Below are 12757 nucleotides of genomic sequence, written 5' to 3' on the forward strand. Positions count from 1 at the left end.
TCACGCACCTTCAGTGGAATCCGTCACATCCGAGTCTGCCCGACCAGAACTACCCGATACACGCCCTCGCATGAGCCAGCCGCGCAGACGTTCGAGAAGACGGTCGACGTCGACCGGCTTGGGCACGTAGTCGGAGGCGCCCGACGCGATGCTCTTCTCGCGGTCGCCCCGCATGACCTTAGCGGTCAGCGCGATGATCGGGAGGTCGGCGAACTGGGGCATCCTTCTGATCGCGGACGTGGTGGCCCAACCGTCCATCTCGGGCATCATGATGTCCATCAAGACCAGAGCGACGTCTTCGTTGCGTTCGAGCTGCTCGATGCCCTCGCGGCCGTTCTCGCCGTAGACCACGGTCGTGCCGTGGCGCTCCAGGACGCTCGTCAGCGCGAAGACGTTGCGGATGTCGTCGTCGACGATGAGGATCTTGGCGCCGGTCAGCGGGTCGTCGCCGACCCAGTCGCGGCCGTTGACGTCTTCGGCCGGCCGGGCCGCGGGCAGGCTGGCCGGGAGCGGCAGCTCCGGGAGCACCTCGTCGGTGGTCACCTGGAGCGTCTGCTCGGGGCGTTCGACGCCCGCCAGGGAGGTGGCCGCGCCGCCGTCGCGGGCCGACAGGGGGCCCGCGTAGGTGGTGGGCAGGTAGAGCGTGAAGGCGCTGCCGTGGCCCGGTTCGCTGTCGACGTGGATCTCGCCGCCGAGCAGGCGGGCGATGTCGCGGCAGATCGACAGGCCGAGGCCGGTGCCGCCGTACTTGCGGCTGGTGGTGCCGTCGGCCTGGCGGAACGCCTCGAAGATCACGTCGAGCTTGTCGGGGGCGATGCCGATGCCGGTGTCGACGACCGAGAAGGCCAGGATGTTGTCGCTGGTCTGCAGGGTCTCGTCGACGAAGGCGACGTCGCCCGCCGGGCCGACCCGCAGCCGCACCTCGCCGCGCGGGGTGAACTTGACCGCGTTGGAGAGCAGGTTGCGCAGCACCTGCTGGAGGCGCTGCTCGTCGGTGCGCATCTCGGTCGGCACCGCGTCGTCGACGTCGATCGCGAACGACAGGCCCTTGTCCTGGGCCAGCGGGGCGAAGGCGGCGTCGACGTAGTCGTAGAGCTTCGGCAGCGACAACTCGGCCGGGTGGATGTCCATCCGGCCGGCCTCGACCTTCGACAGGTCGAGGATGTCGTTGATCAGCTGGAGCAGGGCCGAACCCGCGCCGTGGATGGTCTTGGCGAACTCGACCTGCTGGTCGGTCAGGTTGCCCTCGGAGTTCTCGGTCAGCAGCTTGGCCAGCACGAGCAGGCTGTTCAGCGGGGTGCGCAGCTCGTGGGACATGTTCGCCAGGAACTCGCTCTTGTAGCGGCTGGAGACGGCCAGCTGCTCGGCGCGCTCCTCCAGCGTGCGGCGGGCCTGCTCGATCTGGAAGTTCTGGATCTCGATCGCACGGTTCTGCTTGGCCAGCAGCGCCGCCTTGTCCTCCAGCTCGGCGTTGGAGCGCCGCAGCTCCTCCTGCTGCCGCTGGAGCTCGTCGGACCGCTCCTGGAGCTCGGTCGCGAGCCGCTGGCTCTCCTTCAGCAGATCCTCTGTACGCGAGTTCGCGATGATCGTGTTGATCGTGACCCCGATCGACTCCACGAGCTGGGTCAGCAGGTCGAGGTGCACGTCGGAGAACCTGGCGAACGAGGCCATCTCCAGCACGCCCAGCACGTGGCTCTCGAACAGGATCGGCACCACCACGATCTGGGCCGGCCGCGACGAGGTCAGCGCCGTGTCGATGGTGAACGAGTTGGGCGGCACCTGGTGGATGATGATCTGCTTGGCCTCCAGGGCGGCCTGCCCGACGATGCCCTCGCCGAGGGCGAAGCGCTGCCGGGGGCTGCGGCCGGGCTGGATGCCGTAACCGGCGATCAGCGTCAGCTCGCCGTCGACGACCAGGTAGCAGGCGCCGTAGCTGGCCGACACGAGCGGGGTCAGCTCGCTCATGATCAGGCGGGCGACCTCGATCATGTCGCGGTGGCCCTGCATCAGGCGGGAGATCCGGGCCAGGTTCGACTTCAGCCAGTCTTGCTGCTGGTTGGCGTTGGTGGTGTCGCGGAGGTTGGACACCATCGTGTTGATGTTGTCCTTCAGCTGCGCCAGCTCGCCCGGCGCCTCGACGGTGATCGACCGGGTCAGGTCGCCCCGGGCGACCGCGCTGGTCACCTCGGCGATGGCGCGCACCTGCGTGGTCAGGTTCCCGGCCAGCTCGTTGACGTTCTCGGTGAGCCGCTTCCAGGAGCCCTCGACGCCCTCGACGCGCGCCTGACCGCCCAGCTGGCCCTCGGAGCCCACCTCGCGGGCGACTCGGGTCACCTCGGAGGCGAACGAGCTGAGCTGGTCGACCATCGTGTTGATCGTGGTCTTCATGACCAGCATCTCGCCCTGGGCGTCGACGTCGATCTTGCGGGTCAGGTCGCCGCCGGCGACCGCCGTCGTCACCTCGCCGATGTTGCGGACCTGGTAGGTCAGGTTGGTCGCCATCGAGTTGATGTTGTCGGTGAGGTCCTTCCAGACCCCCGACACGCCCGGTACGCGGGCCTGGCCGCCCAGCTTGCCCTCGGTACCGACCTCGCGGCCGACGCGGGTGACCTCGTCGGCGAACGACGAGAGCTGGTCGACCATCGTGTTCATCGTGTCCTTGAGCTCCAGGATCTCGCCCTGGGCGTCCACGGTGATCTTCTTGGTCAGGTTGCCCTGGGCGACGGCGGTGGAGACGGCGGCGATCTGGCGGACCTGGCTGGTCAGGTTGTTGGCCATGAAGTTGACGTTGTCGGTGAGGTCCTTCCAGACGCCCGACACGCCGCGCACCTGCGCCTGGCCGCCCAGCCGGCCCTCGGTGCCGACCTCGCGGGCGACGCGGGTGACCTCGGCCGCGAACGACGAGAGCTGGTCGACCATCGTGTTCATGGTCGACTTGAGTTCGAGGATCTCGCCCTGGGCGTCGACGTCGATCTTGCGGGTCAGGTCGCCGCCCGCGACGGCCGTGGTGACCTGGGCGATGTTGCGGACCTGGTAGGTCAGGTTCTTGGCCATCGAGTTGACGTTGTCGGTGAGGTCCTTCCAGACCCCCGACACGCCCTTCACCTCGGCGCGGCCGCCCAAGCGGCCCTCGGTGCCGACCTCGCGGGCCACGCGGGTGACCTCGTCGGCGAAGCCCGAGAGCTGGTCGACCATCGTGTTGAGGGTCTCCTTCAGCTCCAGGATCTCGCCCTGGGCGTCGACCGTGATCTTCTTGGTGAGGTTGCCCTGGGCGACGGCGGTGGAGACGGCGGCGATCTGGCGGACCTGGCTGGTCAGGTTGTTGGCCATGAAGTTGACGTTGTCGGTGAGGTCCTTCCAGACCCCCGACACGCCGCGCACCTGGGCCTGGCCGCCGAGCTTGCCCTCGGTGCCGACCTCGCGGGCCACGCGGGTCACCTCTTCGGCGAAGGCGGAAAGCTGGTCCACCATCGTGTTGACAGTGATCTTGAGCTCGAACATCTCGCCGACGGCGTCGACGGTCACCTTGCGTGACAGGTCGCCGTTGGCGACGGCCGTGGTGACCTCACCGATGTCGCGCACCTGTGCGGAGACGCGGCTGGACATCGTGTTCACGGCCTCGGTCAGATCGCGCCAGCTGCCCGACATGCCGCGCAGGTTGGCCCGGCCGCCGAGTTTGCCCTCGGTGCCGACCTCGCGGGCCACCCGGGTCACCTCGCCGGTGAACAGGGCCAGCTGGTCGACCATGCCGTTGATCGCCTTGCCCAGGCGGCGCACCTCGCCCCGGGCGGCCCGGTCGAGGTCGATGCGCTGCGACAGGTCGCCCTTGGCCACGGCGTCGATCACGTCGGCGGCGCCGGTCACCGGCGTGACCAGGGCGTCGATCAGCCCGTTCACCGATTCAACGCTCTCGGCCCAGGAGCCCACGCCGGGCCCGGGGGTCAGGCGCTCGCCGAAGCGGCCCTCCTTGATCACCTCGCGGCGGACCCGGGCCAGCTCGTTGGCCAGGTGTTCCCGGCGGTCGGCCACCTCGTTGAGCAGCAGCCTGATCTCGCTCAGGATGCCGGGCGGGGCGTGCGGGACTCTCCGGCGGAAGTCTCCGTCTCGCCACACGGTCAGCGTGTCCAGGAGCGGCTTCAGATCAGACTCGGTGTAGCTGCGTTCGGTCCGGGCCGGTTCGACGTCCGCACGCGTCATGGGGCCTCCTTACGTGTCTGCCCAGTCTGTCACGTTCCGTGGTAGCTCTACCGGCCGTTGATTGACCGCGCGTCAGAGCGAATTGTGGTAAGCACGTGTGCAGTGGCGAATTCTCCACGTGCCGTGCTCGCGGCGTCGTTCACGACGGGTGAGACGGCCGTTCCAGCGGCGAAGCGGTTCACCCAAGAGGTGATGACCGCGTGGGCCGCCATGCCCGTCGGCGCCGAGGCCGAGCGGCTCACCAGGGCGCTCGTCGAAGGGGTCTCCGGCGAGTCGTTCGAGGTGAGATGGCTCCACCAAGGCGACTCTATCCAGCTTGAGGTCATCGAGCGCGGTCATGACTACGGTCCGCCGCTCGACGCGGCCGACTGGGGGGTCTCGTTCTCCGGCAACTCCCGGGTCCGCTGGGCGCGGCTCGACCTGCCGGGGGGTGGCGGCGTACCAGAGGAGGAGGCCTGGACCGAACCCACGCCCAGCCCCGGCTGGCTGGGGTTCCTGGCCGACGCGAGCGACCTGCTCGCCGGCACGCTCGACCCCGGCATGGTGCCGGCGATCATCGCCCAGATGGTGGTGCCCCGGCTGGCCTCCTGGTGCGCGGTCTACACGGCCGACCAGGGCACCGGGCCGCTGCGGCTCGACTATCTCTGGCACGCCGACGAGGCCCAGAGCGACGCGCTGCGGGCGCGGCTGGCCGACGTGGTGCTGCCGTCGGCCGACGGGCCGGCCGTGCTCAGCGTCGACGGCACCCAGGCCCTCGGGTTCCCGCTGACCGCGCGAGGGCGGCGGCTGGGCGTGATGTGCCTGGGGCGCCGCGACCGGTTCCCCGACGAGAGCCTGCAACTGGCCGAAGACCTGGCCCGGCGGGCCGCGCTGGCGCTCGACAACGCCCGCCTCTACGCCCAGCAGGCGGCGGCCAACCGGGCGCTCCAACGCAGCCTGCTGCCGCCCGAGGAGCCCCGCACCCCCGGCCTCGACTCCTATGTGATCTACGAACCGGCGGGCGAGACCAACGAGGTCGGCGGCGACTTCTACGACCTGTTCCCGATCGGCGACGGCGTCTGGCGCTTCGCCATCGGCGACGTCTGCGGCACCGGCCCCGTCGCCGCCGCCGTGACCGGCCTGGCCCGGCACACCATCCGGCTGCTGGCCCGCGAGGGCTACGGCGTCGCGGCCGTGGTCGAGCGGCTGAACCAGGCGATCCTCGAAGAGGGCGAACGGGCCCGGTTCCTGACCCTGCTGCACGGCGAGATCACCATCGCCGCCGACGGCCTCGACATGCGGCTGGTGTCGGCCGGCCACCCCGAGGCGCTGCGGCTGCGGCCCAGCGGGGTCGTCGACGTGGTCGGCTCGCCGCAGTCGCTGCTGGGAGTGTTCCCCGAGGTCGAGTTCGAGGCCGACTCGATCCACCTGGAGCCGGGAGACGTGCTCCTGGGGGTGACCGACGGGGTGACCGAGCGGCGGCAGGGGTCGCGCCTGCTCGACGACGAGAGCGGGCTGGCCAAGCTGCTGGCCGAGTGCGTCGACCTGTCAGCCCGCGCGGTCGCCGAGCGCATCAGGCGCGCCGTCCAGGACTTCGCGCCCGAGCCCAGCGCCGACGACCTGGCCATCCTCGTGCTCCGGGCGCCGGTCGAGCCGCTCTAGCAGCATCACCCCCAGGCCGACCACGGCCAGGGCCGCGCCCACCAGGGCCGAGGACATCCAGCCCCAGCCCGCCGCGATGGCCAGGCCGCCGAGGTAAACCCCGCCCGCGTTGGCGAGGTTGAAGGCCGAGTGGTTCGACGCGGCGGCCAGGGTGGGGGCGTCGTCGGCGTACCGGATGACCATGGTCTGGAGCGGCGCGGTCATCAGGAACCCGACGGCGAGGATCACGACCACCATCACCGGCGCGGGCCAGACCGCGAAGATCACCAAGACGGCGGCCAGCCCGGCGAGGCTCGCGTAGGCGGTCGGGCGGGCGGCCAGGTCGGTCAGCGGCCCGGCGGCGGCCACGCCGATGGTCATGCCGACGCCGGCCAGGGCCAGGATCCACATGACCGAGCTCTCGGGCAGGCCCATGACCTCGGTGGTGATCGACGCCAGATAGGCGTAGGAGGCGAAGACCCCGCCGAAGCCGAAGATCGCGGTGCCGAGGAAGAGCAGGACCTTGCGGTTCCGGAAGGCCCGCAGCTCACGCCGCAGGCTCTGGTGCGGTTCGGGCGGCGTGTACGGAATCAGGAGCACCAGCGCGACCAGCGCGAGCAGCCCGATGGCGGTGACGACCAGGAAGGTGACCCGCCAGCCGAGATGCTGCCCGAGCAGCGTCGCGCCGGGCACGCCGACGATGTTCGCCAGGGTCAGGCCGAGCAGGATGCTCGCCACCGCCCGGCCCTCGCGGCCCTTGCGGGCGAGCCGCGCGGCCACGACCGAGGCGACGCCGAAGAACGCGCCGTGCGGCAACCCGGCGACGAACCGCCCGGCGACCAGCCACCCGAAGCCCGGCGCGAGCGCCGAGAGCAGGTTGCCCACCACGAAGAACGCCATCAGGGCCATGAGCAGCCGCTTGCGCGACAGCCGCACGCCCGCGGCGGCGAGCAGGGGCGCGCCCACCACCACGCCGATGGCGTAGGCGGCGACGAGGTTCCCGGCGACGGGCACGGAGGTGTCCAGGTCGGCCGCGACCACGGGCAGCAGGCCCATGATCACGAACTCGGAGACCCCGATCCCGAACGCGCTGATCGCCAGGGCGAGAAGAGCGATGTGCATGAGCGGAACAGCGTCGCGGGCATATGCGGCTATTTCACCCGCTGCGCCCGGATTTCCTCGCGCGCTGTTCCGAAGGCTCAGAGGCCGGGGGTCGCCGGTTGTTTCCTGCCGTCCATGACGCGGGTGGCGAACTCGATCTGGGTGCGCATCTGGCGGATGCGCTCCTCGACGACCAGGGAGGCGTGGCCCGCGTCGTAGCGGTAGACCTGGCACGGGCCGGGCACCGCCTCGATGAAGCTCTCGATCTGCCTGATCGGGCAGCGGGGGTCGTTCTCGCCCGCGAGGATCAGCAGCGGGGCCTCGACCATGTCGGCGTAGGTGATCGGGGAGGAGGCCGCGTAACGTTCCGGGACCTCCTCGGGGGAGCCGCCGAGCAGGGCGCGGTGGAGGGAGCGCAGGCCCTCCGACTCGTCCTCGTAGGCCGCGCGGTGGTCGGCGATCGGGACCGCCGCGATGCCGGCGCTCCACACCTTGGGCTGGGTGCCGAGGCCGAGCAGGGTCAGGTAGCCGCCCCACGAGCCGCCCGCCAGGATCAGCCGGTCGGGGTCGGCGATGCCCCGGTTGACCACCCAGTCGCGCACCGCCGACACGTCGGCCAGCTCGATGTGGCCGATCTCGCCGTGGAGGGCGTCGCGCCAGGCCGAGCCGTAGCCGATCGAGCCCCGGTAGTTGACCCGGACGACCGCGAAGCCGCTGTCGACCCAGGCCGCCACGTGGGGCAGGAACGAGTCGTTGTCCTGCGCCGACGGGCCGCCGTGCAGCAGGAACACGGTCGGGTAGGGGGCCGCCTGGCCGGTGGGGCGGGAGATCATCGCGTGGATCCAGCCGCCGGGGCCCTCGACGTCGACGTCCTCGACCGGGACCGACGGGGGCGCGGTCGGGCCGGGGCTCATCACCACGTGGCCGTGACTCGACCGGATCACGGGCGCGTGGGCGGCGCTCGACCAGGAGTACTCGACCGTGCCGTCGGGGCGGGTGGCGGCCGACTCGATCACGCCGTGGGGCGTCTCGATCGGGGTCATCGCGCCGCCGACGAGGTCGTAGCGGAACAGCTGGGTGCGGCCCCGGTGGTGGTTGACGATCAGCAGGGCGCGGCCGTCGTCGTACCAGTCGGCGGTGACCTCGCCGGGGTCGCGGAGGTAGATCTCGCGCTGCTCGCCGGTCAGCGGGTCCCAGACCAGCGGCTCGTGGCGGCCCCTGCGCTCGTGCAGGACCAGCAGGCGGCGGTCGCCCAAAACGGGGGAGAAGCGGATGCCGCGCACGCCCTTGCCGGGGCCGTCGTAGAGGTCGCCGACGACCGAGCCGTTCTTCTTCACCACACGCAGGGCCGGGTGGCGGGCGTCGCCGTGCTCGCTGTGGTCGACGGCGATGAGGGAGCCGTCGAGGGAGATGCCGGCCACGGAGGCCGACTCCTTGTGCTGGTAGAGCACGGTGGGCTCGGAGTCCTCGCCCATCAGCAGGATCTGGAAGCCGAGCCGGCACGAACGCCCTATGGCGGCGGTGCCGTTGGCGGCCAGCGCGAGACCGGCCGGGTGGCCGGGGGAGATGTCGAGCGGGCGGGCCGCGCCGCCGTGGAAGTGCTGGCGGATCCAGACGCCGTATTCGTCGCCGTCGGTGTCGGCGAACCACCAGATCCACTGGCCGGTCGGGTCGATGTCGCCGTGGGCGGTGCCGTTGGGCCGGTCGGTCACCTGGCGGCTCTGGCCGGTGGCGCGGTCCCAGGCGTAGATCTCCCAGGTGCCTGAGGCGTTACTGCGGTAGACCGCGTGGTGCGGGGCCTGACGCGCCCAGGTGGGCAGCGTCATACGCGGGGAACGGAACCTGGTCTGCCAGCGTTCCTCGGCCTTCATCGGCTTTCCTCCCGGGTCCGCCGTCGGTCGCGGTCAAGTATGTCCCGTCAGCCCCCGGAATGGCCGACAAACAGGGGATCTCAGGTGGGAATTTACGGTGAAAAACCCCATTGGTCACTAGTGCTGCGGGCACCATTTTCAGCTTTTCGGACGCCACACCGTGACCTGCACCGACATCCGCACACGGGCCCCTTCCGACACGCCGCCGGCGCGTCCGTGCCAGGCGCTCGGACCCATCGCGATCACCGACATGACCTCGGCCGCCGTCAGGTCGAGCCAGCCGGCCACCGGCTCGGTCACGTCGCGTGCGAAGCGGTCGCCGAGGGTGTCGGACAGCCGCCGTTCCTTTTCGTCGTCGACCGACAACAGACCGAAACGCTCGACGATCGGCGCCAGGTGGTCGGGGTTCGGCGTGACCGTTATCAGCGTTCCCGTTGGTTTCAGGACACGGTGAAACTCCTGGGCGTTCCTGGGGGCGAACACGTTGAGAAGCGTGTCAAACGCCGCATCGCGGACCGGAAGCGGTTTCCACACGTCGGCGACGACCGCGCCGATCCTCGGGTGGGCCTTCGCGGCCCTTTTCAGCGCGTGCTTGGAGACGTCGAGGGCCAGGCCCCGCTCGCCGACCGCCCGCGCCAGGTAGTAGCCGGTCCCGGCGCCGGCGTCGCCGACGACGCCCTTCGCATGCGCGGCCACCGTCTCGGCGATCGGGGCGAAGGCGCCGCTCGCGAGGAACGTCTCACGTGCCGAGACCATCTCCGGGGTGTCGCCCTTCACCGGGGTGCTCAGCAGGTTGAGGTAACCCTGCCGGGCGACGTCGAAGGAGTGGCCGCGCGGGCAGCGGGCGGCGGCCTCCGCGAGGGCCAGGTCGTCGCGGCAGACGGGGCAGACCAGCAGGTCGATGACGTCTCCAAGCATCCGACCAGTATCCCGTCAAGTCGTCTGCAACCGGTCTGGGGTGAACTGTCCGTATGACGAAGAAGAGACGCAACTGCCCGAGTTGTCGGACCGTTCTGGACGAAGGCCCGATCGTCTACCGCTGCGCCAAGTGCCAGCGCGCCGTGTACGCCGCCGACGTGAACTTCGATTATTCGGCGCGATGATGCACGATGACAGCATGTAGGAGAATAAAGTGCGGTAATGCCGTACGAACCGATGACCTTCGCCGGGGTCGAGGTCACGCCGCTGTGTGATGCCGTCGGGCCCATGGGGCCGAGCATCGCCCGGCCGCTGCCCGAACTGTTCCCCGGTGGGTCGTTCGCCGACGGCGAGGAGTGGATTCTCCACTTCCACTGCTTCCTGCTGCGCACCGACGAGCACACCATCCTGGTCGACACCGGCGTCGGCGACCTTACCGGCCCCGCGGCGGGCTGGGCGCCCATCCCGGGCCGGCTGCTCCAGGAACTCGACGCGGTGGGCGTGGCCCCGGCCGACGTCGACACGGTGATCCTCACCCACCTGCACAGCGACCACGTGAGCGGCTGCGTCGCCGACGGCGCGCCGGTGTTCGCCAACGCGCGCCACGTGCTCCAGGAGGCCGAGCTCGACTGGCCCGGCGGCGGGCTCATGCGCGACCGCATCGTCAAGCCGCTCGGCGACCAGCTCCAGATCATCCACGGTTCGCGGGACCTCTTCGAGAACGTCCGGGTCGCGCACACCCCCGGGCACACCCCCGGCCACCAGGTCGTCCTGGTCGGCGACCTGATCGTCTCTGGCGACGTGCTGCACCACTCTGCGCAGCTGGCCGACCCGACGATCGGCTACCACTACGACGACGACGCCGAGCGGGCGCTGACCAGCCGCCAGGTCGTGCTCGGCCGGGCGACCTACCTGGCGACCTCCCACTTGGCCGAGCCCTTCACGAAGGTGCGCTGACGGTAACGCAGCACCTGGAACGCGCCGAGGGCCCAGATCGGATACTGCGCGGCCAGCGCCCACCGGAAGTCGCCGTGCAGGTCGAGGCCGACGCCGATCAGCCCGAGCAGCGAGACCGTGGCCAGGAAGCCGCCGCCGTTGACGATGCCGGTCGCCACGCCGATGCGTTCGGCCGGGTTGAACGTGCGGGCGAAGTCGAGCCCGATCACCGAGCCGGGCCCGTTGGTCGCCAGCACCACCATGAGCAGCACGATCAGCCACCACGGTGCCGGGCCAGGCCAGAGCAGCACGGCCGTCCAGACGACCGCGGTCGTGCCGACGATGCCGAGGATCAACCATGAGCGGCGGTGCGGCCGGCGGCCGGCGACCCAGCCGAAGAGCGGGTTGCAGGCCAGCGACACGACGGTGACCGTGGTCAGCAGCGCCCCGGCCGCGTTCGGCGACAGGCGCTGGTCCTGGATCAGGAACGGGTAGCCCCAGAGCAGCAGGAACGCCGCCATCGACGACTGGGTGGCGGCGTGCGACCACAGGCCGAGCTGGGTGCCGGGCTCGGCCCAGGCGGCCCGCAGCCCGCGCGCCTCCGCGTTCCTCCCCGGGCGGGCCTCGCGCAGCAGCACGACCACCACGGCGAAGGCGACCGCGCTCAGGCCCGCCGCGCCGAGGAAGGTGTCGCGCCAGCCGAAGGCGTGCAGGGCCGAGATCAGCGGTACGGCCGCCAGGATGCCCCCCAGCGCCCCCAGCAGCCCCGTGGTCTGCACCATCAGAGGGTTGCGGCCGGGCGGGAACCACAGGTTCACGATGCGGATCACGCTGATGAACGTCGCCGCGTCGCCCGCGCCGATCAGCATCCGCGCGGCGACCGCCCCGGCCGCGCCGCCCGCGAAGGCGAAGACCAGGTTGCCGGCCGCCAGCACGAGCGCCCCGGCGAGCAGCATCTTCTTGGAGCCCAGGCGGTCGACGAGGATGCCGACGGGGACCTGGAGGGCGGCGTACACGAGCAGTTGGAGCATCGCGAGCGCCGACAGGCCGGCGGCGCCCAGGTCGAAGCGGGCGGCGGCCTCCAGGCCGGTGACGCCGAGGGTCTGGCGGTGGAAGACCGCGACGAGGTAGGCGACGACTCCGGCGCCCCAGTAGAGGTAGGCCTTCCGCGTCCCCGGCATGGGTGGATTTTACCTTTGGACCGTTTTCGCCCTTGAAGCGGTGCGAAGATCGCATGCCATGAAGAGACTGCTCGCCGTCGCCGCCGCCCTGGTCGCGATCATTCCCGCCGCGCCCGCCGCGGCCGCTCTCCCGTCGGGGCTGGTGTTCTACCGGTACGAGCAAGGGGTGACCATCCACACGCCCTACGCCAGGCACACCATCGACCCGAACGGCCAGTTCTCGGTCTCGCAGGACGGCCGCAAGGTGGCCTACGTCGACATCGACGGCAAGGTGCACGTGAAGGTCGGCTCGGCCGACAAGGTCGTCGCGTCGGGCGCGGTGGCGGGCACGCCGTGCGCCACCCCGGCCTGGTCGCCCGACGGCACGAAGGTCGCCTACGCGGTCATGTCGACCGAGGGCACCGCCCCGATCGCCGTCGTCGGCGCCGACGGCAGGGGCCGAAAGACGGTCGGCCGGACTTACGGCGTCTGCCACCTGGCCTGGTCGGGCAACGGCCGCTATCTGGCGGGCTACACCGGCACCACCGACGGCGTGCACGTGCTCGACGTCACGACCGGCAAATCGCGCAAGGCCAGGGGCGTCGGCCGGGCCAACCACGTGCAGTCGTTGTCGCCCGACGGGCGCAAGGTGGTCTACCGCGCGCTGGGCCGCAACACCGAGGGCGGCGACGGCACCTGGCCGCTCTGGCACACCCCGCGCATCGTCGACACCGTGACGGGCAAGCGGGTGACGCCGCCGGTCAAGGGCACCCTGATCGGGGCCATGTACCTGAACGACGGCAACCTCGCCGTCAGGGTCAAGGGCGCGACCCGCAACACGGTGGTGATCCTCTCCCCCGGCTTCAAGGTCGTCAGGAAGATCTCCGAGCCGTTCCAGTACCGGAAGTACGCGCTGCTGCGGGTGCTCTGACGGAAAACGGCCCGGCTCCCCCT

The 12757-nt window shown here is 70.8% G+C and carries 9 protein-coding genes; 4 read left to right on the forward strand and 5 right to left on the reverse strand.

The window, feature by feature from the left end; genetic code table 11:
- On the reverse strand, positions 1 to 4197 hold the full coding sequence (locus AW274_RS10750; RefSeq protein WP_062430889.1) for a HAMP domain-containing protein: 4197 nt from the start codon (positions 4195 to 4197) through the stop codon (positions 1 to 3).
- A 102-nt stretch (positions 4198 to 4299) separates the two neighbouring features.
- On the opposite strand from AW274_RS10750, the gene AW274_RS10755 reads away from it, so the two are divergent.
- Positions 4300 to 5838 carry a PP2C family protein-serine/threonine phosphatase gene (locus AW274_RS10755; RefSeq protein ID WP_232320065.1) on the forward strand — a complete coding sequence of 513 codons (1539 nt, stop codon included), beginning with the start codon at positions 4300 to 4302 and terminating at the stop codon, positions 5836 to 5838.
- On the opposite strand, the gene AW274_RS39060 is transcribed toward AW274_RS10755, so the two are convergent.
- The 3 genes from AW274_RS39060 to AW274_RS10765 all read right to left on the reverse strand — a co-directional run bounded on the left by AW274_RS39060 (position 5725) and on the right by AW274_RS10765 (position 9707).
- Entirely contained in the window at positions 5725 to 6939 is a 1215-nt protein-coding gene (locus tag AW274_RS39060) for an MFS transporter (protein WP_083973998.1), read from the reverse strand. The two genes, AW274_RS10755 and AW274_RS39060, sit on opposite strands and share 114 nt — an antisense overlap.
- A gap of 77 nt (positions 6940 to 7016) precedes the next feature.
- Positions 7017 to 8789, reverse strand: coding sequence for a S9 family peptidase (locus AW274_RS10760; protein ID WP_062430890.1), 1773 nt, complete (start codon positions 8787 to 8789; stop codon positions 7017 to 7019).
- Between the two features lie 138 nt (positions 8790 to 8927).
- On the reverse strand, positions 8928 to 9707 hold the full coding sequence (locus AW274_RS10765) for a putative RNA methyltransferase (protein WP_062430891.1): 780 nt from the start codon (positions 9705 to 9707) through the stop codon (positions 8928 to 8930).
- 53 nt (positions 9708 to 9760) lie between these two features.
- On the opposite strand from AW274_RS10765, the gene AW274_RS42605 reads away from it, so the two are divergent.
- Complete coding sequence (locus AW274_RS42605) at positions 9761 to 9892, forward strand: hypothetical protein (protein ID WP_269750554.1); 132 nt, start codon at positions 9761 to 9763, stop codon at positions 9890 to 9892.
- Positions 9893 to 9929: 37 nt separating this feature from the next.
- On the forward strand, positions 9930 to 10664 hold the full coding sequence (locus AW274_RS10770) for an MBL fold metallo-hydrolase (RefSeq protein ID WP_062430892.1): 735 nt from the start codon (positions 9930 to 9932) through the stop codon (positions 10662 to 10664).
- On the opposite strand, the gene AW274_RS10775 is transcribed toward AW274_RS10770, so the two are convergent.
- Positions 10616 to 11824: an MFS transporter gene (locus AW274_RS10775; RefSeq protein ID WP_062430893.1), complete on the reverse strand. Its 1209-nt coding sequence runs from the start codon at positions 11822 to 11824 to the stop codon at positions 10616 to 10618. The two genes, AW274_RS10770 and AW274_RS10775, sit on opposite strands and share 49 nt — an antisense overlap.
- A gap of 58 nt (positions 11825 to 11882) precedes the next feature.
- Here AW274_RS10775 and AW274_RS10780 point away from each other — a divergent pair, with 58 nt between their 5' ends.
- Positions 11883 to 12734 (forward strand): PD40 domain-containing protein, encoded by an 852-nt coding sequence (locus tag AW274_RS10780; protein ID WP_062430894.1) that lies wholly within the window; start codon positions 11883 to 11885, stop codon positions 12732 to 12734.
- Positions 12735 to 12757: the final 23 nt, after the last annotated feature.

It is taken from the genome of Herbidospora daliensis (assembly GCF_001570585.1).
In the GTDB taxonomy this organism is placed as follows: Bacteria; Actinomycetota; Actinomycetes; order Streptosporangiales; family Streptosporangiaceae; genus Herbidospora; species Herbidospora daliensis.

Coding starts and splice junctions, on each gene's coding strand:
- AW274_RS10750 (WP_062430889.1), bottom strand. CDS start 4,197: ATGACGCGTGCGGACGTCGAACCGGCCCGGACCGAACGCAGCTACACC.
- AW274_RS39060 (WP_083973998.1), bottom strand. CDS start 6,939: ATGCACATCGCTCTTCTCGCCCTGGCGATCAGCGCGTTCGGGATCGGG.
- AW274_RS10760 (WP_062430890.1), bottom strand. CDS start 8,789: ATGAAGGCCGAGGAACGCTGGCAGACCAGGTTCCGTTCCCCGCGTATG.
- AW274_RS10765 (WP_062430891.1), bottom strand. CDS start 9,707: ATGCTTGGAGACGTCATCGACCTGCTGGTCTGCCCCGTCTGCCGCGAC.
- AW274_RS42605 (WP_269750554.1), top strand. CDS start 9,761: ATGACGAAGAAGAGACGCAACTGCCCGAGTTGTCGGACCGTTCTGGAC.
- AW274_RS10770 (WP_062430892.1), top strand. CDS start 9,930: ATGCCGTACGAACCGATGACCTTCGCCGGGGTCGAGGTCACGCCGCTG.
- AW274_RS10775 (WP_062430893.1), bottom strand. CDS start 11,824: ATGCCGGGGACGCGGAAGGCCTACCTCTACTGGGGCGCCGGAGTCGTC.
- AW274_RS10780 (WP_062430894.1), top strand. CDS start 11,883: ATGAAGAGACTGCTCGCCGTCGCCGCCGCCCTGGTCGCGATCATTCCC.